This is a genomic window from Tautonia sp. JC769 (assembly GCF_040717455.1).
Taxonomy (GTDB): Bacteria; Planctomycetota; Planctomycetia; order Isosphaerales; family Isosphaeraceae; genus Tautonia.
This window is the reverse complement of the sequence record NZ_JBFEFH010000005.1, coordinates 112,586-135,701: the sequence shown is the minus strand read 5'-3', so window position 1 is coordinate 135,701 and position 23,116 is coordinate 112,586. Positions and strand designations below refer to the sequence as shown.

19 protein-coding genes are annotated in these 23,116 nt (G+C 69.9%); 11 read left to right on the top strand and 8 right to left on the bottom strand.

Annotated elements, in window-relative coordinates; all coding sequences use genetic code 11:
* The first annotated feature begins 17 nt into the window (after positions 1-17).
* The 3 genes from AB1L88_RS07305 (at position 18) to AB1L88_RS07295 (ending at position 4,005) form a co-directional block, all read left to right on the top strand.
* Positions 18-551, top strand: coding sequence for a Rieske 2Fe-2S domain-containing protein (locus AB1L88_RS07305; protein WP_367095989.1), 534 nt, complete (start codon positions 18-20; stop codon positions 549-551).
* Positions 544-2,658: a cytochrome b N-terminal domain-containing protein gene (locus tag AB1L88_RS07300; protein WP_367095988.1), complete on the top strand. Its 2,115-nt coding sequence runs from the start codon at positions 544-546 to the stop codon at positions 2,656-2,658. Before AB1L88_RS07305 ends, AB1L88_RS07300 begins: the two co-directional genes overlap by 8 nt.
* Before the next feature lie 576 nt (positions 2,659-3,234).
* Positions 3,235-4,005, top strand: a complete 771-nt coding sequence (locus AB1L88_RS07295) for a gamma-glutamyl-gamma-aminobutyrate hydrolase family protein (protein WP_367095987.1) — start codon at positions 3,235-3,237, stop codon at positions 4,003-4,005.
* A 237-nt stretch (positions 4,006-4,242) separates the two neighbouring features.
* On the opposite strand, the gene AB1L88_RS07290 is transcribed toward AB1L88_RS07295, so the two are convergent.
* Together AB1L88_RS07290 and thiC are read right to left on the bottom strand one after the other, a co-directional pair.
* Positions 4,243-4,431 (bottom strand): hypothetical protein, encoded by a 189-nt coding sequence (locus AB1L88_RS07290; protein ID WP_367095986.1) that lies wholly within the window; start codon positions 4,429-4,431, stop codon positions 4,243-4,245.
* Between the two features lie 217 nt (positions 4,432-4,648).
* A complete protein-coding gene (gene thiC, locus AB1L88_RS07285; RefSeq protein WP_367095985.1) occupies positions 4,649-5,995 on the bottom strand; it encodes a phosphomethylpyrimidine synthase ThiC in 1,347 nt (448 codons plus the stop codon).
* Positions 5,996-6,424: 429 nt separating this feature from the next.
* Between thiC and AB1L88_RS07280 the strand changes: the two genes are divergently transcribed.
* On the top strand, positions 6,425-7,306 hold the full coding sequence (locus AB1L88_RS07280) for a DUF1571 domain-containing protein (RefSeq protein WP_367095984.1): 882 nt from the start codon (positions 6,425-6,427) through the stop codon (positions 7,304-7,306).
* Between the two features lie 55 nt (positions 7,307-7,361).
* On the opposite strand, the gene AB1L88_RS07275 is transcribed toward AB1L88_RS07280, so the two are convergent.
* On the bottom strand, positions 7,362-7,775 hold the full coding sequence (locus AB1L88_RS07275; protein WP_367095983.1) for a DUF1499 domain-containing protein: 414 nt from the start codon (positions 7,773-7,775) through the stop codon (positions 7,362-7,364).
* A 159-nt stretch (positions 7,776-7,934) separates the two neighbouring features.
* Between AB1L88_RS07275 and AB1L88_RS07270 the strand changes: the two genes are divergently transcribed.
* The 3 genes from AB1L88_RS07270 (at position 7,935) to csrA (ending at position 10,537) form a co-directional block, all read left to right on the top strand.
* Positions 7,935-9,257: a PmoA family protein gene (locus AB1L88_RS07270; protein ID WP_367095982.1), complete on the top strand. Its 1,323-nt coding sequence runs from the start codon at positions 7,935-7,937 to the stop codon at positions 9,255-9,257.
* 381 nt (positions 9,258-9,638) lie between these two features.
* Positions 9,639-10,109: a flagellar assembly protein FliW gene (gene fliW, locus AB1L88_RS07265; RefSeq protein WP_367095981.1), complete on the top strand. Its 471-nt coding sequence runs from the start codon at positions 9,639-9,641 to the stop codon at positions 10,107-10,109.
* Positions 10,110-10,267: 158 nt separating this feature from the next.
* The gene (gene csrA / locus AB1L88_RS07260; RefSeq protein ID WP_152049847.1) at positions 10,268-10,537 is read left to right on the top strand and encodes a carbon storage regulator CsrA; all 270 of its coding nucleotides are present in this window, start codon (positions 10,268-10,270) and stop codon (positions 10,535-10,537) included.
* Between the two features lie 171 nt (positions 10,538-10,708).
* Here the strand turns inward: csrA and AB1L88_RS07255 are convergent, their stop codons facing one another.
* Positions 10,709-11,236, bottom strand: coding sequence for an FHA domain-containing protein (locus tag AB1L88_RS07255; protein ID WP_367095980.1), 528 nt, complete (start codon positions 11,234-11,236; stop codon positions 10,709-10,711).
* Positions 11,237-11,562: 326 nt separating this feature from the next.
* On the opposite strand from AB1L88_RS07255, the gene AB1L88_RS07250 reads away from it, so the two are divergent.
* The 4 genes from AB1L88_RS07250 (at position 11,563) to AB1L88_RS07235 (ending at position 17,010) form a co-directional block, all read left to right on the top strand.
* Complete coding sequence (locus tag AB1L88_RS07250; protein WP_367095979.1) at positions 11,563-13,353, top strand: hypothetical protein; 1,791 nt, start codon at positions 11,563-11,565, stop codon at positions 13,351-13,353.
* 117 nt (positions 13,354-13,470) lie between these two features.
* Positions 13,471-14,817: a DUF1800 domain-containing protein gene (locus tag AB1L88_RS07245; protein WP_367095978.1), complete on the top strand. Its 1,347-nt coding sequence runs from the start codon at positions 13,471-13,473 to the stop codon at positions 14,815-14,817.
* Positions 14,818-14,882: 65 nt separating this feature from the next.
* Positions 14,883-16,136: a DUF1501 domain-containing protein gene (locus AB1L88_RS07240; RefSeq protein WP_367095977.1), complete on the top strand. Its 1,254-nt coding sequence runs from the start codon at positions 14,883-14,885 to the stop codon at positions 16,134-16,136.
* A 64-nt stretch (positions 16,137-16,200) separates the two neighbouring features.
* The gene (locus AB1L88_RS07235) at positions 16,201-17,010 is read left to right on the top strand and encodes a ZIP family metal transporter (RefSeq protein WP_367095976.1); all 810 of its coding nucleotides are present in this window, start codon (positions 16,201-16,203) and stop codon (positions 17,008-17,010) included.
* Positions 17,011-17,066: 56 nt separating this feature from the next.
* Here AB1L88_RS07235 and purH read toward each other — a convergent pair whose 3' ends face one another.
* The 4 genes from purH to AB1L88_RS07215 form a co-directional block, all read right to left on the bottom strand.
* Positions 17,067-18,668: a bifunctional phosphoribosylaminoimidazolecarboxamide formyltransferase/IMP cyclohydrolase gene (gene purH / locus AB1L88_RS07230; protein ID WP_367095975.1), complete on the bottom strand. Its 1,602-nt coding sequence runs from the start codon at positions 18,666-18,668 to the stop codon at positions 17,067-17,069.
* Positions 18,669-18,851: 183 nt separating this feature from the next.
* The gene (locus AB1L88_RS07225) at positions 18,852-20,519 is read right to left on the bottom strand and encodes a PQQ-binding-like beta-propeller repeat protein (protein WP_367095974.1); all 1,668 of its coding nucleotides are present in this window, start codon (positions 20,517-20,519) and stop codon (positions 18,852-18,854) included.
* A gap of 247 nt (positions 20,520-20,766) precedes the next feature.
* Entirely contained in the window at positions 20,767-21,930 is a 1,164-nt protein-coding gene (locus tag AB1L88_RS07220) for a hypothetical protein (protein WP_367095973.1), read from the bottom strand.
* The gene (locus tag AB1L88_RS07215; protein ID WP_367095972.1) at positions 21,927-22,919 is read right to left on the bottom strand and encodes a hypothetical protein; all 993 of its coding nucleotides are present in this window, start codon (positions 22,917-22,919) and stop codon (positions 21,927-21,929) included. Before AB1L88_RS07215 ends, AB1L88_RS07220 begins: the two co-directional genes overlap by 4 nt.
* Positions 22,920-23,116: the final 197 nt, after the last annotated feature.

Genomic DNA, 23,116 nt, shown 5'->3' with positions numbered 1-23,116 from the left:
GGAGAGACCGCGAACCGATGAATCGTCGTCAATGGTTCCAGTTTGGGGCCGCCGCCATGGGCGCCCTGATCGGCCTGGTCCTGGCCGTCCCGGGCGTGGCCTACTTGCTCTCGCCCCTCCTGAAACGCCGAACGGATGACTCCGACTTCCGCACCCTGGCGAGGCTGGGTGACCTGGTCGAGGGGCAACCCCGTTCCTTCTCGATCATCGAGGAACAGCGCGACGCCTGGGTCAGCTATCCGGCCACCCCGGTCGGGACCGTCTGGCTGGTCCGCCAGCCTCCGGACGCCCCCGAGCCGGTAATCGCGCTGTCGGCCGAGTGTCCGCACCTGGCCTGCAAGATCAAGGTCTCGGGCGACGGCAAGGGGTTCCTCTGCCCGTGCCACGCCAGCTTCTTCGAACTCAACGGTTCGAGGGTCAACCGCATCTCCCCCCGGGGGATGGACACCCTGGAGGTCGAGCCGATCGACCCGACCAATCCCGATGCCGAGATCCGGGTCAAGTTCCACCGCTTCCGAACCGGGACCGAGGAGAAGATCCCCCTTGCGTAACCGAACCCAGTTCTCAGAGTGGGTCGACGCCCGGACGAGCCTCGTCTCCCGAGTGACCGGCCTTTCCGCGGAGCCGGTCCGGGGCGGTGCCGGGCTGCGACACGTCTTCGGCTCGGCCCTGGCCGGAGCCTTCCTCATCCAGCTCGTCACCGGCTTGCTCCTGATGACCTCGTACGTGCCGTCCTCCTCCCACGCCTGGGGGAGCGTCTGGTTCATCGAGCGCGAGATGATGCTCGGCTGGGTCATCCGGGGCCTGCACCACTTCGGCTCCTCGGCGGTGGTCATCCTGCTGGCCCTGCACCTGGTGCAGACGATCGTGATGGCCTCCTACCGGGCCCCCCGGGAGTTCAACTGGTGGCTCGGCCTGGTGATGATGTTCGCCGTCCTCGGCCTGGCCCTGACCGGCTACCTCCTGCCCTGGGACCAGAAAGGCTACTGGGCGACCCGGGTGGCCACGAACATCGCCGGGACGACCCCGGTCATCGGGCCGATCGCGCAGCAGGTCCTCGTCGGCGGGATCGAGTACGGCAACCAGACCCTCACCCGACTCTACGGCCTGCACGTCGGTGTCCTACCACTGGTCATCATCCTCTGCCTGCTCGGCCACTGGGCGTTGGCCCGCCGTCACGGCCTGAACGGCAAGGATCGGCCCGAGCGGACCGAGACCTACTGGCCCGCCCAGGCATTCTACAACCTGGCGGCGATCGGCCTCGTGCTCGCCATCCTGCTCGGGGTCGTGATCTTCGAGGGGGGGGCCGGGCTGGAAGCCCCGGCCGACCCGACCGGGACCGACTACCCGGCCCGTCCCGAGTGGTACTTCCTCGCGCTCTATCAACTGCTCAACGAGTTCGAGAGCGACACCGAGATCATCGGCACGATGGTCATCCCCGGGACCATCGTGACGATCCTCTTCCTGCTACCGATCCTCGACCGCCTGTTCCCGAGGCGGCTGGTCCACTTCGGGGCCTGTGCCCTGATCTTCGGCGTGCTCGGCGGCGCAGGATACCTGATGACCAAGGCGTTGCTCGCCGACTGGAACGACGCGGCCTTCATCCTCGCCCGCCAGGAGGCCGACGAGCAGCGCGACCGGGCCGACCAGCTCGCGAAGGCCCAAGGCCTGCCCCCGGAAGGGGCCGGCTACCTGATGGCCCGCGACCCCTTGTCCCGGGGCATGGACCTGCTGGAGGCCAACTGCCTGAGCTGCCACGCCTACGCGGGCAAGGTCCGCGTCCAGTTGCAGGTCGCCCAGCCGACGGCCGAAGATCTGGCCTCGGCCGACCCGGATCGCCTCGCCGGGCTGGAGCTGGGCGAACCGCTCTCCGAGACCGTCCTCCGGTCCCTCGCCTTCGCCCTCCCCGAGGACTTCGAGGCCGAGGAGATCTCGAGGGACGCCCGCGATGCCACCCAGGCCACCGTCATCCTCAGAGGGCGGAACGCCGTCGGGGAGCGGGTCGAGGCCGAGCTGGTCGAAGGCCGCGCCCACGTCGTCGTCCAGACCGAGGCCATCCAGTCGGCCTCCGACCTCGAAGGCTTCGGCACGAGGGACTGGATCCGGGGCCTGCTGGAAGACCCGTCGTCGCCGGAATACTTCGGCCTGGTCCCGCAATGCTCGGGCATGGCCGAATGGAAGGCCGGCTCGGAACTGACGCCCGAGCAGCTCGACGAGGTCGCCGACTTCTTCGTCGAGTACGTCATCCCGTACCGCGAGGGGATCTCGGCCGCCGCCTGGGAGCTCCAGTTCGAGGACCCTGAGAACCAGCACCCCGGCTACGAGCACTACATGAACGAGTGCGCGAACTGCCACTTCTGGGGGCTCGGCGGCGCCGACGGGACCGGGGTCGATGCCCCGAACCTCTACGGGTGGGGGTCGACCACCTGGACCCGCCGCATGATCGAGGAGCCGGGCGCCCGCGATCTCTACGGCTATCTCGCCGATCACGAGCAGATGCCCGGGTTCGCCGGCCAGCTCACCCGGGAAGACCTCGACGTGATCATCCGGTTGCTGAAGGGGGATTTCCTGCCCCTCCAGGCGTCGGACGAGGCCCCGCCCACCTCTCCCGCCGCCGCGATCGTGGCCGAGGAGGCCTCGGCGGCCCCGACCGACTGAGGGACCGGGCCTCCTTCGTGCTCGATCGTCCGCCCCGGCGACGCCGGGAGACACTCACAGGACCCGGCGGCCTCGATCGCGAGCGATCGAGGCCGCCGGGTCCTTCTCGTTTCGACCGCCCGGCGCGGGGAAGGCCCCGGGGCGCCCCGGCCCCGATGCCATCCGGAATGCCCACGACGGCCCGATGCGGCCGGGGGGCGAACGTCGCCACGGTCGAGGAGACGCCCAGACCGCGCACCGTGCTTCCCGAATCGCGGTCAGGTGCGCAATCTCCCTCGTCTGCAGGAAAAAGCGTTGGTATCCCCCCATTCGAGCCGATAGACTCCCCCTCGCTCGATCGGGCCGGTCGAGACCGATGGAACCAGACCTGGCCGGCTCGTTTCCCCCGTTGCGGCTTTCTCGCGTATCTCGAACGTCGGCACGGCTCGCACGAGAACTTGCCCCCGAACCAGAAGCCAGGGGACGCAGGTTCTGATCGATCGCCAGCCAGTCGGGACGACCCTCGGGCCTCCGGGCTTGAGAGCGGCCCGGCCCCAGAGTGCCGGCAACACCACTCCGTCATCAAGGAAGGATGCCATGACGAAGGAGAAGGATCGGCCGCTGATTGGGATCAACATGGACCTCCAGGGCACTGGCCGTGGCCAGTTGCCGCACTCCATCGTCCAGACCGGTTACTACGACGCCATCCTGACCGCGGGCGGGATCCCGGTCTTGATCCCCCCGATGTTCCGAGAACCGGAGGTCGCCCCGCTCCTCGACCGGCTCGATGGCCTGGTCCTCACCGGCGGCGACGACATGGACCCCCGCAAGCAGAACGTCGCCCCGCATCAGTCGGTCAAGGTCATGTCCGAGCGCCGAGAGGCCGCCGACCGCCTGCTCTGCCGCCTCGCCGCCAAGCGACACCTGCCGACCCTGGCCATCGGCCTCGGCATGCAGGAAATGAACGTCGAGCACGGCGGGGGGCTTTATGTCCACGTCCCCGAAGACCTCCCTCGCGCCATCCCCCACCGCGACCCCCACGGCGGCGCCCACCGGCATATCGTCGTCATGGAGCCGGGGACCCTGCTCGAAGAGATCTACGGCGAGGGGGAAATCCGGGTCAACAGCTACCACCACCAGGGCATCCGCAAGCTCGCCTCCATGTTCCGGCCCGCGGCACACGCGCCCGATGGCCTGATCGAGGCCTACGAATTCCACGACATGGACGAGTGGTGGTGCGTCGGCGTCCAGTGGCACCCCGAGAACGAGGGCCACATCTCGCTCGACACCCAACTCCTCGAAGCCTTCATCCAGGCCTCCGACCGGGGCTTCCGTCGGATCCTGCCGACGAAGGTCAAGGCGGCCTGAGCACGCGATCGATGCCCGCTCGCCCCGACCTGCCCCCCTTTCCTTCGTTTCATGGATCGGGCGTGGCCGGGGCCGGGCACACCGTACCGAGGGGTTCGGCTCGGGTCGGTTGCGCAAGGAGGCGCATCCGGACCCGGGGCCGGCCCGCACCCCCGGCGGTCGCTTCCCCCGATCACATCCAATTGCCCGATCCGACCCGGTCCTCTCGCCGATCCCGGCGCTCCGAGGGGCTGTCGATCAACCTCGATTGACGACCATCAAGCCGAAGCCGGCCAGGACCAGGCCCGCTCCGCTCGTCATCCCATACGCGGGGATGGGGAGCTGGACGTTCATCCACGAACTGACCATCCCGAGACTGAACGCCACCAGGCCCAGCCCGATCATCGCCAGGCCGGTTGCCGAGAGGACCTTGCGATGGTCCGACACGAGTCAACTCCGTCACGGTGTGCTGTGCGGTGAAACGCCTTCCGCGGCCTTGATCCGCGACCCCGGATCGCGGTGCGTGGTCGGTTGAGCGAGTTGCGATCCCCCGCTCGGTCGTCCCGGGAGCGGACGGGCAAGCGGACCGCCTCTCCTCCGGCGATCGACCAATCGATCGATGGAGGAGGAGAGGGCCAGGTCACCCGCTCAAGCGATCCGCCGGTCAGTGCGCGGCCCCGGCCGGCTCGGGCGACGCGATCTCGATCAGGCCGGCGGCCTGCTGGGCGTGCCGGCGGATGTCCTCGCTGATCCGCATGGAGCAGAACTTCGGCCCGCACATCGAGCAGAAGGCCGCAGACTTGAACGCCTCCTGGGGGAGTGTCTCGTCGTGCATCCGGCGGGCGGTCTCGGGGTCGAGCGACAGTTCGAACTGCCGGTTCCAGTCGAAGGAATAACGCGCCCGGCTCAGGGCGTCGTCCCGGTCGCGGGCCCCCTTGCGATGGCGGGCCACGTCGGCGGCGTGCGCGGCGATCTTGTAGGCGATCACCCCCTGACGCACGTCCTCCACCTCGGGCAGGCCGAGGTGCTCCTTCGGCGTGACGTAGCAGAGCATGCTCGCCCCGTACCAGCCGGCCATCGCCGCGCCGATGGCCGAGGTGATGTGGTCGTATCCGGGGGCGATGTCGGTCACGAGCGGGCCGAGCACGTAGAACGGTGCCTCGTCGCACTCGTAGGCCTGCTTCTCCATGTTCATGGCAATCTGGTCCATCGGCACGTGGCCGGGCCCTTCGACCATGACCTGACAGCCCCGCTCCTTGGCCCTCCGGGTCAGCTCGCCCAGGGTCTTCAGCTCGGCGAACTGGGCCGGGTCGCTGGCGTCGGCCAGGCAGCCGGGGCGGAGGCTGTCGCCGAGGCTCCAGGTGACGTCGTATTCCCGCATGATGTCGCAGAGGTCGTCGAACCGGGAGTAGAACGGGTTTTCCTTGTTGTGGGCCATCATCCACTGGGCCATCAAGGAACCACCCCGCGAGACGATGCCCGTGATCCGGTGCGCCGTCATCGGCACGAAGTCGCGGAGGATCCCGGCGTGGATCGTCATGTAGTCCACGCCCTGCTTGGCCTGATGCTCGACCACGTCGAGCAGGCCCTGCTCGGTGATGTCCTCGGGCTTCTTGACCTGCTGGATCGCCTGGTAGATCGGCACGGTGCCGATCGGCACCGGGCTGGCGGCGATGATCGCCCGGCGGATCTCGTCGATCTTGCCGCCGGTCGAGAGGTCCATGACCGTGTCGGCCCCCAGCGCGACCGACGTCCGCAGCTTCTCCAGCTCGTTCTCGACGTCGGAGGTCACGGCCGAGTTGCCGATGTTCGCGTTGATCTTGCAGGCGGCCTTGATGCCGATGCCCATCGGCTGCAGGCCGAGTTTCAGGTGCTCCCGATTCGCCGGGATCACCATCCGGCCGCGGGCGACCTCCGCGCGGACCAGCTCGGGTTCGAGCCCCTCGCGACGGGCCACGAACTCCATCTCGGGGCTGATGATTCCTCGACGCGCCTGTTCGATCTGAGTCATGATGCAACCATCCGGCGGCGGAACGGGTCTCGGGTCTGGACGAAGGCCGAGCGGGGCGAAGGGGGGAGCCGTCTCGTCTGGGGCGATGATGGCCCCGCTCATGGTAGCCGTCCCGGGGGCGGCGGGTCAATTCGCCCGCCCCCGCAAGGGGCGATTGCCCCGGCCGACCCCGCACGATCGGCGCGATCCCGAGAATTCTCCGCAATGGTCCAGAGACTTGCGGCTCGCCTTCACCGTATGATGAAGCCGTTGACGACCAAGAGATGAACAGGACGTCATGACCCCCCGGATCTGACCCCCTCTCAGGATGCCGAAGGTCTCGGCACCGGCTTCGAGGAGCTTCGCATGGTCGCGAATCGTGCCTCTGCCTCTCTTCCATCGCGCCGATGGTGGGTCGCGGTTCCAGGATTCATTGTCCCGATCGGTCTCGTGGCGGGGGTCTGCTGGTGGCTCACCCCGCCGCTCGAATCGCTCCCGCCCGACAGCGCCCGATGGCCGTCGACCCCGTCGGGCACAGACCCGACCCTCGTCGGCGCCGAGATCCCCGCGGAGGACGAGCCCGAGCAGGCCGTTGACCTGCCCGAGTGGCCCGAAGAACGCCTCGAAGGCCAGGACGCCAAGCAGTATCTGCTCGAATTCATGGAACAGGCCGTGCGCAGGCTCGATCGCGTCGAGGGCTACTCGGCCAATCTCACGCGCCAGGAACGCATCCAGGGGGAGCTCGGCCCCGAGCAGTCGCTCCGGATCAAGGTGCAGCACGACCCGTTCGCCGTCTACCTGCGCTTCGAGGCCCCCAGGGCCGGCAAGGAGGCGCTCTACCACGAGGGGAGGTTCGAGAACCACCTGCTCGCCCACAACGGCGACTGGACCCGCCGATTCTTCCCCCGGCTCAAGGTCGATCCGTACGGGCCGATCGCCCTGGCGGACAACCGGCACCCGATCACCGAGGCCGGCCTGGCCCACCTGTCCCGCAAGCTCTTGCACTATCGCAAACTCGACCTGAACGACCCGATGGCCGAGACCATCCTCGACCGGGAGGTCGACGAGGACGGCAAGCTCTGGTACTCGTCCACGCACTCGCATGCGTCGTACGCCGACGACCGCCCGTTCGCCTACGTCGAGATCCGCTACTGCCCCGAACTGCTCATCCCCCTCCACATCGTCAGCTACGACTGGCCGCAACCGGGATGCGACGACGGCGAGCTGCAGCTCGCCGAACGCTACCACTACGAGGACGTCAATCTCGACGCCAGCTTCTCGGCGATCGACTTCGACCCGACGAATCCCGATTACGGCTTCCAGCGCTACTGAGTCGAATTGAATTGACCCGGGCTGCCGGGCAGGGGGGGAACGGGCGTCCTCCCCGTCACGACGGGGTGTTAATCTCCGCCCCCTCGGCCAGCCGGGCGCGTCGCCGCTGGTCCTCCTTCTGCAGCCCCCGGACCAGGGCCCGCAGGTTCCGGGCGTTCTGCCCCAGGTCCCCCTTGCCGATCCTCGACTGGCTCCTGGCCACGAGCAGCGAGCCCCGGGAGTCGGGCTCGAAGACCAGATGGACGTCGTCGACGAACCGCAAGATGCGGGTCGTGTGCGTCGCGTGGATCATCGCGCGGTCCTCGTAGGCCGCCTCGACCTTCCAGCGCGGCCATCCGGCGATGATCCGCTGGGCCCAGGTCACCGCGTGGACCGGGGCCAGCGACAGGGCGAGCGGCCTCAGGTCCTCGTCGGAGGCATCGGGCCGGAGTTCGGCCTGGTTCTTCGTCAAACCTTGGAGGAGGGCCATCGTTATCCTTTCGTGATTCGGTGCTGTCCCGCGAGCACTGCGAGGAGCAAGGCACTCCCGTCGTCGCTTCCGCCTTCGTATCCTCATCAAGAGCGGCCTGCTCGGCAACAGGCCGGGGGCCGACGCCTCTCCGGATCGACCGCGGCAACGGGGACAGCCATGCAAGACTTCGGACGACTGCGATCTCATTTCGGCGGCCTTCTGACCGCCTCGCTGCTCGCGATGGGCCCGTCGGGCGCGGTCCGGGCAGACGCTGCCGAGACTCGCCTCGAACTGACCGTCGACGCGGGCCGATTCGATCGCGACCAGACTCCCGTGCAAATCTCGATCCCAACGGCCGAGCCGGGCCGGGATTGGCCCGATTGGCTCGCGACGATCGCGGCGCGAGGGGGGCCTGTCGGCCTCCGAGACCTCGACAACCCGGGGCAGGTCGTGGTCGCGCAGGTCGACCCGCACCCCGATCGCGTCCGGATCCTCTGGATCCTGCCCGGCCCACTGCCGGCCGGCACGCGACGGACCTTCCGGCTGGAACCGCTGAGCCGGACGATCGAGGCCGATCCCTGGAGCTTCGGGACCAGCCCGGAAGGGCATTTGGAGCTTTCCCGGGGCGACGAGCCGGTCTTCCGCTACAACACGGCACCGGTGACCCACCCCGATCATCCCAGCCCGAACCAGCCTCGATCCGCGTACATCCACCCCGCCTTCGCCCCCTCGGGAGCGATCGTCACGGGGGACTACTCGGCCGGGTCGCACCCCCATCACCGAGGCTTCTTCCTGGCCTACACGAAGACCAGGGTCGGCGACCTCGAACCGGATTTCTGGAACATCCAGAACGGCTCGGGCAAGATCCACTTCGACCGGCTCGGCCCGGCGTCGACCGGCCCCGTCTCCGCCCGGTTCTCGGCCTTCCATCGCTGGGAAGCCAACCGGCCCGACGCCGACCCGGTCGTCGTGCTCCGCGAGCGCTGGGATGTCGAGGTCTTCGACATCCCGGGCACCCCCTACCGGCTGTTCGACCTGACGAGCACCCAGCAGGCAACCGAGACGCCCCTGGTCCTGCCCCCCTACCGCTACGGCGGCATGGCCTACCGCGGCCCCGATTCGTTCCTGCCTCAAGGGGCGCTCGACGTCCTGACCAGCGAGGGGCTCGACCGGGTCGCCGGGGATCAGCAGCCGGCCCGATGGGTCGACCTGACCGGCCCCGTCTCCGACGGCTCCGACCGGTACGCCGGGGCCGCCATGTTCGACCACCCGACGAACCTGCACCATCCGACCCCCGCCCGGATCCACCCGACCCGGATCCCGTTCTTCTGCTTCGTGCCCAGCCACGACGAGCCGGTCGAGATCGGCTCCGAGTCCCCCGCCGTCTTCCGCTACCGGGTGCTGATTCACGACGGCCATCCCGACGCGGCTCTCAATGATCGGGTTTGGCGCGATTTTGCCGAGCCTCCCCGGGTCTCGATCGCGATCGAACCGCCCTGACCGGCTCGACCGGACCGCCCCGGGCGCCTCCTTGGGTGCAAGATGCCGACCCGACGCGGGGTGGCTCGACCGACCGTTACGACCGGGCCGATCGTCGCGGCCTTCTCAGGTGGTCGACGACCCGGAAAAACCCCGGCCCGGCGGTGGGCCGCCCGAGCCTCCGGGGTCGATAACACCCGCGGTCAGTCCCGTCATCCGACTTCGGCAGGAGCCGATCGAGGTGCGGGCCCGTCTCCGCGGCAAGGCGTCGTGGCCGTCCGCGATCACCGGCCGAACCGGCCCGCCTCGGCGGATCGGACCTCGGGAGGGAACGATCGGGGGCGAGCCGGGATCGGATCGGTCCGGGTCGCCGGGCCGGCCGACCAGGGAGGGAAACAGGAAGTGAACATCGTCACGACACGCTTCGGCCCCATTCAGGCACGGGAACTGGATATCGTTCAGATCCCCGAGGGCCTGGTCGGGTTCCGAGGCACCACGCAGTTCGTGCTCTGGCCCGATTCGGAGGTGGATGGGCTGGTCTGGCTCCAGTCCACCGCCGACCCGGACCTGGCCTTCGCGATGGTGATGCCGCAGGTGGCCGTCGCCGATTACCGGGTCGAGCTTCGCCCCGGCGATCGCACGGCCCTGGAGCTGGACGAGGCGGGCGAACCGCTCGTCTACGTCATCCTCAACCACGGGGAACAGGGGCTGACCGTCAACCTCCAGGGCCCCCTGGTCTTCAACCTGGCCCGCCGGCTCGGCCGGCAACTGGTGTTGACCTCGAGCCGCTACGCCGTCCGGTTCCCGCTGGGGGAGCCGGAAGATTCGCCGACCCTGCTGCCCGGACCCACGGCACTCCGCGCCACTGCGTGACGCGGAGGTACCCGCCGGGCAACTGGCAAAGGGGGCATGCCTTCCGGGCGTGCCCGCGGCGGGTCCGCCCGGCGGCCCCGTTGACGTCTGCCGACACTACGGACGACGTGGCCAGGGATGGGCACGTCCGTCGCTGGCAGGAGGAAGGAGCCTAGTCCATGCTGGTCCTGTCCCGACACCGCGACGAAAGCATCATCATCGGCGATGACATCGTCATCACCGTGGTGGATATACGGGGCGATAAGGTCCGGTTGGGGATCGCGGCCCCGATCGAGATCTCCGTACACCGTCAGGAGGTGTACGAGGCCATCCAGCGCGAGAATCGGCAAGCCAGCCGCCTGGATCCCCAGGAGGCCCGCCGGATCGACCGCCTCAACGGCCCACCGCTGCGGCGCGAGTCGCGGCGGCCACGGCCCGAGGGGCCTTGATCCCGCCGAGACTCACGCCCATCGGCCGCTCTCCTCGTGGTTAACCCCCCAGAGAGACATCACGTTCGGGCGGGCCCCCGGTCTCGGCCGCGGGCCCGCCCGACCCGATCCCACCCCGCCCAATCCCTCCCCCATCGCCCGGCGATCCCGCCCCATCCGGGCCCGTCCGGCTCATTCGAGTTCGATGAAGAACGCGTTGCCCCCCGAGGGCGTCGGGAGCTTCTCCCACTGGCCGTCGTCTTCCCCCGGACCCTTCGCGTGATCGCCCCGGGCCTGATCCCCCCGTGCGGCGTCCCGGGCCTCGGACGCCGGTAGATCCGAGACCGGCTGCGCAATCGGCGGGGTGGGCGGGGCGAATCCGGTCATCATCGGTCCCGGCGCCCGGCCTCGGAGCTCCGACGGGCTGGGGGCGTCATCCGGGCCGAGGTAAATGCGGAACTTGTAACTCCCCAGGCTGACCTTGTCTCCCGGGAGCAGGGCCGCCCATCGCACGCGCTGGCCCTTGACCTTCGTGCCGTTGGTCGAGGCCAGGTCTCGCAGGATCAGCAGCCCCGAGGTCCTCACCAGCACGCAATGCTGCTTCGAGATCGACGGGTGGTCGATCCAGATGTCGCAGCCACCTCGACGGCCGACCACCGTGATGTCCCGCGTGACCGGGATCGGGGGCTCGCCGTTTTCCGGGATCAATTCGGCTTTCATCGCATCCTGGGGTTCGCGGAACGGACGACCTGGGACTCGAACGAAGACGACCCGCCTTGCCTCCCCATTGGAAGACGACCGACACCCCATCGAAGTGACGTGATGCTCCACGCGAACGACCGCATTCTAACCCGGAGTCAACAATCGATCAAGGTTTATGGGTGCGTCCCCGGGACGCCCGATCCCAGGACGCCCCGAGCCCATTCCCGCCGGGCTTCTTGAAACTTCGGCCATCCCGGCCCGGTATCGATCGCCGAACATCTCGCGCTGCCCGATCCCGGCCCGGGGCCTCGTGGTTCGGCACGCACCAAGGGGACGATCGCACCATGACTGACACCATCAAGCAGCTCGTCGCCGGGGTCGTCGCGTCGGCCGCGTTCGCGTTGGCGCCCGTATCGGACGGCTTCGCTCGGGAGGGTCGCGAGCCGTCCGGCGCCGAGTTCCTCTCGACCGACCCGCTGGCCTACCTGGAGATCCCCGAGCCGAATCGATTGCTCGACCGGCTGACCTCCGATCGGGTCCAGGACTTCCTCCTCACGATCCCCGACTACGCCAGGGCGCTCGACGATCCTCGGCTGGCCGAGGCCCGACAGGTCGCCACCTTCGTCGCCGGGCAGCTCGGGACCACCTGGGAAGACGGCATACGCACCCTGATCGGCGGCGGCATCGTGCTGGGGATCGAGGAGGCCGACCCCCCTCGATTGGTCCTGGTCGTCACCCCTTCCGACGCCGAATTCCTCGAGAAGGCGCATGCCACGCTCGTCTCCCTCGCCCGGGAAGACGCCCGGGGCAAGGGAGAGCCCGACCCGATCGCCGAGTTCGACCACCGCGGCATCGCCGGCTTCAGCCTCTCCGACGAGGAGGCCCACGCGATCGTCGATGGCCGCCTGATCCTCTCGAACGGCCGGGCCGGGCTCACCGAAATCCTCGACCGCCACCTCGACCGGGGGGATCGGCTGACGGATGCTCCCGCCTTCGCCGAGTCGAGGCCCGAGGGCGATCCCCTGGCCTGGGCCTTCGCCCGGGTCGATCGCCTCCGGGAACTCGACCCCGACCGCTTCGCCGGCGACGAGCCCGACGCCGGCGCCATGCTCCTCTTCGGCGCCTGGCTCGACCTGATCCGCCAGACCCCCTTCGCCACCGCGGCCCTCGACTGGGCCGACGATCGCCTGGCCCTCGACCTGTCCCTCGACGCCCCCGAAAGCGGCCGATCCGAGGCGATGGCCCGCTTCCTCCCCCCCGAAGGGGCCGGCGCCCCGCTCCCGATCAAGGTCGACGGCCTGATCGCCACCATCAATCTCTGGCGAGACCAGGAGGCGCTCTGGCAGGTCCGCGAGGAACTGCTGCCCCCGGAGGCCCTGCAGAACCTCGCCCAGCTCGACTCGTTCGCCGGCACCTTCTTCGGCGGCCGAGACTTCGGCGATTCGGTCCTCGATCCGCTCGGCGATCACTGGCAACTGGTCGTCGCCGACCAGGACCACGAGGCGATGGACCCCGTGCCCGGGGTGAAGCTGCCCGCCTTCGCCCTGGTCGTCGAGCTCGACCCCGATCGCCCCGAGTTCGCCCAGCGCCTGCGGGTCGCGTTCCAGTCGTTCCTGGGGCTCGTCAACCTCGGGGCCGCCGAGACCGGGGCCCCGCCCTTGATGCTCGGCTCCGAATCGTACAAGGGCCAGACCATCTCCCTCGCCACCTTCATGCCGCCCGGCCCGGCCGACGGCGACGACGACCAGGACGAGCCGCTCGAGGTCCACTACCGGCACAACTTCACCCCCTCGATCGCCGAGCTGGAAGGCCGCTTCATCCTCAGTTCGAGCGTCGGCCTCACCCGATCCCTGATCGACGCGATCGAGGCCGACCCGGAGGCCGAGACGATCGACGCCACCCTCTTCATGACCGCCGATGGCCCCGCCCTGGCCGCCCTGGTCCGCGACAATCGGGAACGCCTGATCCTCCAGAATATGCTGGAACAGGGGAACGATCGCGCCGCCGCCGAGCGAGACGTGACCGTCCTGGCCACGCTCCTCCAGTACCTCGGCCAGGGGACGATGCGACTGGTCGATACCCCCGAGCACTCGACCCTCTCCCTCGAATTCCGGCTCGGGACCCTCGACGACTGATCCCTCGGCGCCCTGGGAGGGGGAGGGGCCGCGATCGTCGCCGACCCCGCCCGACGCTCGCGGCCCTCGCGAAGGTTCGATTCATCGGTTCGCATCTGCCCGTTTCCTGGAGTCATCATGCGTCTGCGATCACTGCGGGATGACCCCCGCCAGGCCTGGGCTCCGTTCCAGGCATCCGAATCGGACCCGTGGGACCTCGATCGGGTGGCCCACCTGCACCGTCGGGCGGGGTTCTCCCCCTCCTGGCAGGTCCTCCAGCGCGACCTCGCCGACGGCCCCGGGCCGAGCATCGACCGCCTGCTCCGCGGCGAGACCGAGGCCCTCGACGGCACCCCCGCCGCCTCCTTCGAGGGGTTGATGGACGCGATGGCCAGGGGGCCGGGGGCCTCGGCCGGGGCCGCCGGGCTGCAGGCCGCCTGGCTCTACCGGATGATCCACACCCCCTTCCCCCTCCGGGAGCGGCTCACCCTCTTCTGGCACGATCATTTCGCCACCTCGATCGAGAAGGTGAATGACCCCGCCTTGATGCGTCAGCAGAACGACCTGCTCCGCCGCCACGCCCTCGGCTCGTTTTCCGAGATGCTCCGCGCGATGGCCCGCGACCCGGCCATGCTCATCTGGCTCGACGCCACCGCCAGCAAGCGGGAACACCCGAACGAGAACTACGCCCGAGAGGTCATGGAACTGTTCACCCTCGGCCGGGGGAACTACGGCGAGGGGGACGTGCAGGAGGCCGCCCGGGCCTTCACCGGGACCTTCGTCGTCCAGGGGCGCTACCGGCACAATCCCCGAGAGTTCGACTCGGCCGAGAAGACGATCCTCGGCCAGACCGGCTCCTTCGACGGTGACGCGGTGGCCTCGATCCTCCTCGATCAGCCGGCCTGCGCCCGCTTCCTCTGCCGGAAGCTGTTCGCCCTGCTCGTCAGCGAGGTCGACGAGCCCCCCGACCCCCTGATCGAGCCCCTCGCCGAGGCGTATCGACGCTCCGGCTACGACACCAGGGTCCCCGTCGCCATGATCCTCCGGTCCCGCCTCTTCTTCGACCGCTCGTCGCGTCGCAGGCGGGTAAAGAGCCCGGTCGAGTTCGCCGTCGGCACGATCCGGGCGCTGGAGGTCATCGCCCCGACCGTCTCCACCAACGAGCTCGCCGACGCCTGCTCCCGGATGGGGCAACGCCTCTTCGCCCCCCCGAGCGTCGCCGGCTGGGACGGCGGGCCGACCTGGATCAACACCACGACCTCGCTCGCCCGGACCAACGCCGCCCTCTCCCTCCTGAACGACCGGCGCCGGTTCGACCCCGAGGCGCTCGCCTCGCGGCATGGCCGGGGCGAAGGCCCCGCGGCCTTCTATATCGACCTCCTGGTCCAGGACGCCTTCTCGCCCGAGGTGCGCGAACGCATCGAGGGCCCCGCCCGGGAGGTGGCGACCCTCGTCCTGACCGCCCCCGAGTCTCAGCTCGCCTGACCGCGACGGTTTCGCCGCTGCCCCCAGCCACTCGACGCTTGACACGCCCTCCAAGGATCGAACCTATGACACTCCATCGCCGCCGGTTCCTCCGGTCCTCGCTGGCTGCCTCCTCCCTGGTGTCGATGGGCGGGGCGACGATCCCGGGGTTCCTCGCGCAATCGGCCCGGGCCGCCCGGGTCGAATCGCCGAACGACCGGATCCTGGTCGTCGTGCAGCTCGTCGGCGGGAACGACGGATTGAACACGGTCGTCCCGCATGGAATCGACGGCTACCCCCGCAACCGCCGCCGACTCCGCCTGCCGACCGGCCAGCTCCACCGGATCACCGACGCCATCGGCCTGCACCCGAGCATGGGCCAGATGGCCAAACTCCTCGAAGACGGTTGCCTCTCCATCGTGCAAGGGGTGGGGTACCCCAACCCCGACCGCTCCCACTTCCGATCGATGGAGATCTGGGAAACCGCCCGCACCGACTCCCGGCCCGAGGCGCTCGAGACCGGGTGGCTCGGCCGGGTCCTCGACGCCCACCCTCCCGACCCGGGGGCCGATTCGCCCGCGTTGCACGTCGGCGCCGGCCGCCTGCCCCTCGCCATGCGATCGCGGCGGGTCGAGGTCCCGTCCCTCGAGCAGATCGACCAGTTCCGGTTGCAGGCCCCCGGCTCGTCGGCCGAACGGGCCTCGACCCGATCCTCCCTGGCCGACGTCGCCGGCGTCGATCGCGGCGACGACCCCTTGCTCGGCTTCCTCCGCCGCAGCACCCTGGCCGCGTACGAGTCGAGCGCCCGGCTCGAAGAGGTCGCCTCGGGGCAGGGGGGCAACTCCGACTACCCGAACTTCCCCCTCGCCCGGCGCCTCGAACAGATCGCCCGCATCATCAAGGCCGAGTTCGGCACCCGCATCTACTACACCCGCCAGGACGGCTACGACACCCACGCCAACCAGCTCGCCTCCCACGCCGCCCTGCTCAACGAGCTGGCCGACTCCCTCGCCGCCTTCCGAGACGACCTGGCCCGGGACGGCCAGGCCGACCGGGTCGCCGTCCTCGTCTTCAGCGAGTTCGGCCGTCGGGTCGCCGAGAACGCCTCGAACGGGACCGATCACGGCGCCGCCGCCCCCGTCTTCGTCGTCGGCCCGGTCGCCCAGGCGGGATTGATCGGCGAGCACCCGAGCCTCGACGACCTCGACGAAGGGGACTTGAAGCACCAGACCGATTTCCGGAGCCTCTACGCCTCGATGCTCGACGACTGGCTCGGCGTCCCCTCGGCCCCCGTCATCGGCAGCGGCTTCGAGCCCTTGCCCTTGCTGAAGACCTCGTGACGCGGGCGGGGCCCCGCCGGGCCGGGGTGTTGCCGATCCCGACCCGGGCGGGTACAACCCTGCCATGAACGCACTCGCCGACGTCAATCCCATCGTCCTGGCCCTGATCGCCGGGCTCTTCACCTGGGGGGTGACCGCGCTCGGGGCGTCGCTCGTCCTCGTCGCCCGGTCGATGAACCGGGGTTTCTTCGACGCGATGCTCGGCTTCGCCGCGGGCGTGATGATCGCCGCGAGCGTCTGGTCGCTGCTCTTGCCGGCCATCGACCTGTCCCGAGACCTCGGGGGGACCGGCTGGGCACCGGCCGCCGTCGGCTTCCTGCTCGGGGGCGTCGTGCTTCGCCTGGCCGACCACTGGCTGCCGCATCTCCATCCCGGCCTGAAACGCGACCGGGCCGAGGGGATCAAGACGCGATGGCGGCGCTCCACCCTGCTCGTCCTGGCGATCACCCTGCACAACATCCCCGAAGGGCTGGCGCTCGGCGTCGCCTTCGGAGCCACCCAGCACGGGTCGATCGACGGCTCGCTCGGGAGGGCGATCGCCCTGGCCATCGGCATCGGCCTCCAGAATTTCCCGGAAGGGATCGCCGTCGCGCTCCCGCTCCGGGCCGAGGGGGTCGGTCGCCTCAAGGCATTCTGGTACGGCCAGCTTTCCGCGATCGTCGAGCCGATGGCCGCCCTCCTGGGAGCGGCGGCCGTCCTGTTCATCGAGCCGATCCTGCCCTACACCCTCGCCTTCGCCGCCGGGGCCATGATCTACGTCGTGGTCGAGGAGCTGGTCCCCGAGAGCCAGCAGCACGGCAATACCGACCTCGCCACGCTGGGGACGATGGCCGGTTTCGCCGTCATGATGGTGCTCGACGTCTCGCTCGGCTGACGCACCCGCTCCTGATCAGGCCGGCCGGCCGTTCGAGGGCGTGCGAGGCGCGAGGATCAATGCCGGAAGTGGCGGCGCCCGGTGAAGATCAGGGCAATCCCGTGCTCGTCGCAGGCGGCGATCACCTCCTCGTCCCTCCGGGAGCCTCCCGGCTGGATGATCGCGGTGATGCCGGCGGCGGCGGCGGCATCGGGGCCGTCTCGGAACGGGAAGAAGGCGTCCGAGGCGAGCACGGCCCCCGCGGCCCGGGGGCCGGCCTTCTTCACGGCGATCTCGACCGAGTCGAGGCGGCTCATCTGCCCGGCGCCGACGCCGACGATCTGCCCCTCGCCGGCCAGCACGATGGCGTTCGACTTCACCGACTGGCAGACCTTCCAGCCGAAGGCCAGGTCGATCGCCTCCCGCTCGTTCGGCGGGCGCTTGCTGACGACCCGCCCCTCGGCCATCGGATCGGCCTGCATCCGGTCCCAGTCCTGGACGAGCAGGCCCCCTTCGATCCGCCGCAGGTCGAGGCCGGACCCCGGGCCCGATCCCGGGCCGATCGGCTCGCCCAGCTCGACCAGGCGGACGCTGTTCTTCCAGGTCGGCCGGGTGGTGAGCGCCTCGAAGGCATCCGGCTCGAACCCGGGGGCGATGACGCACTCGATGAACCGGCCGGGGCTGACCATCCGCTCGGCCGTCGCCAGGTCGACCGGCCGGTTCAGCCCGACGATCCCCCCGAAGGCGCTGACCGGGTCGCCGTCGTAGGCCCGCTCGAACGCCTCGGCCAGGGTCGAGCCGATCGCCGCCCCGCAGGGGTTGTTGTGCTTCAAAACGCAGGCGGCCGGCTCCGCGAAGCATCGGATCAGACGCAGGGCACTGTCGAGGTCGAGGATATTGTTATACGAGAGTTCTTTCCCGTGCCGGATCGTGGCCGAGGCCAGGTTCGCCCCGCTCGGCTGCGGTTCGACGTAGAAGGCGGCCCGTTGATGCGGATTCTCGCCGTATCGCAGCGCCGATCGCAGCACGAACTGGGGAGCCAGCGTCTCCGGGAACCCTTCGGGGGCGGCCTCAGGCGCCGACCCGGCCAGGTAGGAGGAGATCGCCTGATCGTAGTGCGCCGTCTTGCGGAAGGCGTCCAACGCCCGGTCGCGGCGGAACGCGAGGGTGGTGCCGCCGTCGTTCCGGCCCAGGTGCTCCAGGAATGCGTCGTACTGGTCCGGGTCGGTCAGGACGACCACGTGCGCGTGGTTCTTGGCGGCCCCTCGGATCAGGCTCGGCCCGCCGATGTCGATCTTCTCGATCGCCTCGGCCTCGGTCACGTCGGGCCGGGCGACGGTGGCCTCGAACGGATAGAGATTGACCACCACCAGGTCGATCGGGTCGATCCCCTGGGCCGTCAGGGCCATCAGGTCCTCGGGCAGGTCCCGGCGCGCGAGGATGCCGCCGTGGATCTTCGGGTGCAGGGTCTTGACCCGTCCCCCGAGGATCTCGGGGCTGCCGGTGTAGCCGGAGACTTCCTCGGCCTGGAGGCCGGCATCGACCAGGGCGGTTCGGGTGCCGCCGCTGGCGAGCAACGCGACCCCGCGATCGGCGAGGGCCCTGGCCAGCTCAAGGAGGCCCCGCTTGTCTGAGACGCTCAGGAGGGCGCGGCGGATCGGGGTGGTGGTGTCAGACATCGCGGTTCGGGGCCTCATTGCTCAGGAAGTCGATCCGGTGCCGATCTCGATGGACCGCTCGGCCATCGAGGGTCGGAAACGCAAGAGATTCGGGGTGCCCGGTCAGGGCGCCCCGAATCCCAGGGTTCGCGGGAAGGAAACGTGCTGGAAACAATCGACCACGAGGCGAGGGCGGGCGGACGCTCACCGACGCTGCGTGGTGATGTTCCGGGGCAAGGGACGGGCGCCGAATCCGAAGTCGAACGGATTGTCGGCCCCGTCCAACCCCTCGTCGTCGACCGGTTCCGGGAGGGGATCGTCGCCGAACGGCGCCGCGGGGACGGGGGGAGGGGTGGTGGTGGTGCCTCCCGACTCATCCCGGAGGAATCCGAACGGCTGGGTCTCGGCCGCCCGCAGGGGGATCGGGGAGATCGAGCCGTACTCGCGGAGGCAGACGATCGACCCGTGGGGGCTGGCCAGGTAGATGCGGTCGTGCGAGTCGTTGGTGGTCGTGACCGAGTAACGCCGGAGGTCGACGCCGGCCCTCTGGAACGTGGCGGCCGGGCCCGCGACCAGCTCGCCCGATTCGCGATCGACGATCGCCAGGTCGCCGTACTGGGTGCGGAGGTAGACCCGAGACGGTGACAGCGCGAGGATCTGTTCGGCCCCCGTCTGCACCCCCCGAGGCTGCCTGACCGGCTCTCCCGTGGAGGGGTCGGTGACCGGTCGGGCCGTGCCGGGGACCGAGACGCTCCGGCCGGTCCGGGGATCGACCTGCTGCCGCTCGGTCCCGGGGAGCGGGACGATTGAGGTCCAGCGCGAGTCTCCCGAGTCGGGGGCGACCGCGTACAGGTCCCCGCCGTCGCTCAGGACGTAGATGGTCGGCGGCAGGGGCAGGACTTCCTCCTGCTCGACGACCTCCGTGTATTCCTGCTCGTACGACCTGAGGTCGGTTCCGAGGATCGTCCGGGTCCGCCGCTCGGGGACCCGTCGGGTGATCGTCACGTCCCCCCCGCCGACGAGCGGCTGGGCGGAGATCGGCGATCGGGTCGGGAAGACCCACTTCTGCTCGCCCGTGAACAGGTTGATCCCGAAGAGATTCCGGTTCATCGACGGCACGACCAGCAGGCTCTCCGGCCCGCTGCCGTAGGTCCCCATCGAGGCGCTCAGGGGGCCGATGTCCTGCGAGCGGTGCAGGACCGAAGGCGGGTCGTAGCGGGCCACGTACAGCCGGCCGCCGTTGGAGGCGAAGGCGACCACGAACTGCGTCGGGACCGGCTCGGCCGTGATCGGGCCGTTGGTCGAGAAGTTCCAGGCGAACCCGCCGGGGGCCCCCGTTTGCTTCTGGAACCTGGGATCTTCCGACGGGCGGAGCGAGAAGGCCAGCAGCTTGCCGTTGGCCTCGCCGATGAAGACCAGGTCTTCCGTCGCCACGATCGGGGACGTGGCGTTGGCCTCCATCCGCTCCACCCAGACCTGTCGGCCGGTGGCCCGGTCGAGCGCGAAGATGAAGTTACCGTTGGTGGCGAAGGCGAGGGTCGAGTTCGTGCCCACGTCCTGGGCCAGGCCGCTGGACGGGCCGAGGTTGGCCTTCCAGAGCATCCGGCCGGTCTCTGAGTCGTAGCAGTAGAGGTTCGCTTCCGTCGTCTGGGCGAAGATCTGGGTCCCGTCGGTCGTGAGGCTCAGATGGTTGACCTGCTCCAGCCCGGATTGCAGCGGGACGGTGGCGAACCAGGAGCGTTCCAGGCCGAGCCGCCCCAGGGCGGTGCGGTCGGGGAGGATGCGATGGGTGTCGATGGGCTGGCCATCGGCGGTGACGGCCAGGGCCAGGGTGCCGAGGGCCGCCCAGGCCAGCGCGAGTCGGCGAATCATGGGGACGAGTCCTCTGCGGCAATCGGGTCGGGTCGGGTGAGGTGGCAACAGGTCCAACGGAATCGGGTCGGATCGGGTCGGGCCGAGGCAGCAGCGAGGAGGCGAGCCGAGGGGAGTCCCGAGCGTTGCAACCTCGAAACGTGACTAGGGATTCGTAGCCGACGACTCGGGGCCGGTCAAGTTTTCAGGGCGGTCGAAGTGGCCGATTCCGACCGGTCGTCCCCGCCGTTCCGGTCCCGACGGCCGATCAGGGCTCCTGTCCGAGTCCGGGTGAGCGGAACGGATCGGACGAATCGATTGGAGTATCTGGATCGTCGCGACGAGCGGAGACGACCTTCCAGCCCGTGTCGATGGCATCGAGCCGGAATCGGACCAGGCTCATCCGAAGCAGGCGGGGCGGGTCGCCCGGCGAGGCGAGCCGGTCCCGGATCGTCGCCACCACCTCGGCCCGATCGAGCACGAACGGGCCGTCGGCCTCGATCGTGAAGAAGGGGCGGCCGAGCAGGTCCTGCCACGTCTCCGTCTCGTCGCCGAACGCGAGCGCAAGCTCCTCGGCCTCGGGGGGGAGGGGCGGGTCGGAGTCCTCGACGATCTGGGCGTAGGTCGGCACCAGTTCCTGACGAGGCAGCGTGACGCGGGTCAGCTTCGCGAACTGCTCGGCGAACTCGACGGCCGCGTCGAGCTGCTCGTCGGCCGTGCCCCCGGCGATCCGGCCGTAGATGTCGTTCGCCTCGTTCTCCTGCTTCAGCGTCTCGGCCTCGTCCATGAAGTCGGCCGCGACGCCGAGCGGGTTGGCGTTCTGGAAGCGCCCGATCGCCGGGTCGTAGGTGTACTTCGAGGCGACCCGCCGGTTCAGGTCGGCCAGGGGGGCGAACGACCCTCGGATTGTCTCGTCCTCGACCGGGTCGCGCTGCACGTCCTCGAACGAAGCGATCGCCGGAGGGTCCTTCAGCACCGAGAGGCGATCGATCGTCTCGGCGTCCTGCTCGACGAGGGCGTCGAGGAAGGCCCGGGCCGTCCGCTCGGCCGGGTCGATCGGCCGGGGGGCGTCGGGCCGATCGGCGACCTCGGCCGGCCCCGGCTCGGTCCTGCGGAGGATCGGCCAGAAGACCAGGGCGGCGACCAGCAGCCCGCCGACCGCCCCCAGCAGGAACGGGATCAGGCGACGGCGGCGACGGCCCTTCGGGTGCTCGGCCTCGTCCTGCCCCGCCGCTTCCGACGGGAAGAGGACCGAAGGGGGAGAGGAGGGGGCCTCGGAGAGCCGGACATCCGGCCCCCGGGCGACCTCGCCGAGCGTCGCGGGCATGCTCGTCGACTGGCCGCACTTGGGGCAGGTGACCGGCTGGCCGAGGCGCTCCTCGCTGGCGAGGAAGGTGGCCTGGCAGTGGGAGCAGGTGACTCGAATCGTCATGACGACTTCTCCGGGGCCGGTGACCCGATCGGGGGAGGACCCGCGGCTCGTCTCGGAACCGCCCGGAGGCATTCGGGGCACGCATCTTCGGTGCCGGTGTAGGGTCGGGAACATCTCGGGCAGAGGCCCGCGCTGCGGCGGAGGGTCGGGAGCGACGCCCGGAGGCTGGCCCCTTCGGGGGTGTCGCCGAAGCTCTCGGCGGTCCGGGAGGCCAGCTCGACGACCTCGGCCCGCACCCCTCCCCCGGCCCTGAGCCGCCTCTGGATCAGCATGATGAGCCAGCCGACGACGCGGCGGTCGAGCTCCTTCAGATCGTCCCCCTGCAGGTGGAGCGTCAGCTCGTCCCGGTACGTCAGGACCTGGTCGGGGTCGTTGACGGCCTGGGCGGCATCGAGCCGGCCCTTCAGGTCGTCGATCGCCCGGCCGCGGGCCCGGGCGAGGTCCTCGGCCAGCTCGTCGGCCTCGGGGGCCTCCGGGAAGTCGCGTCGGAGGCTGGCGATGAGGCGATCGGCCCGATCCCAACGCCCCTCGTCGATGGCCTGCCGGACCCCGGCGACCGCGATCGCCCGGCGCTGCTCCGCCGCCTGGTCCGGGCCGGAGGCGGGCAGGGCCGAGAGCCGCTCGACGGCCAGGGCGATCCGGGCGAGGCTCGGCGCGACCTCCCGTTCGAGCAGTCGGGCGGTCGTCGAGGCCGACTCGGCCTGGTCGACGAGCAGGCCGATCAGCTCGGCCAGGGCCTTGAGCAGGCGGTCGGCCACCCAGCCGGCCAGGGCGAATCCGCCGCCATAGGCGACCAGGGCGATCCCCAAGACCACCCGCTCCCCCCAGGTCAGTTGCAGGTCGGAGAGCAAGGCCCGGGTCCGGTCGAGCACCAACCCCAGCCCGACGGCCATCAGGCCCAGTCGGACGACGGTCGAGAGCATGAGCAGGGCCCGTCTGGTGGCCATCAGCGAGGCCGATCGGGCTTCGGATCGAGCGTAGTGGGCCATGATTGGCGATCGAGGGGTCCGGGAGCCAGCACCGAAAGGGGAGGAACAGTCAGACCTTCCCTATCTTACGGGGCCTCCGTGGGCTTGGCCACCGGCGGCCCCCGCAGTTCCCGGCCGATCCCCACCGACCTCCCGCCCCCCAATCCCCCCGCGAACCGCACGCGGAGCGCCCGGGAGCGCCCGGCTCGGCGGATCGT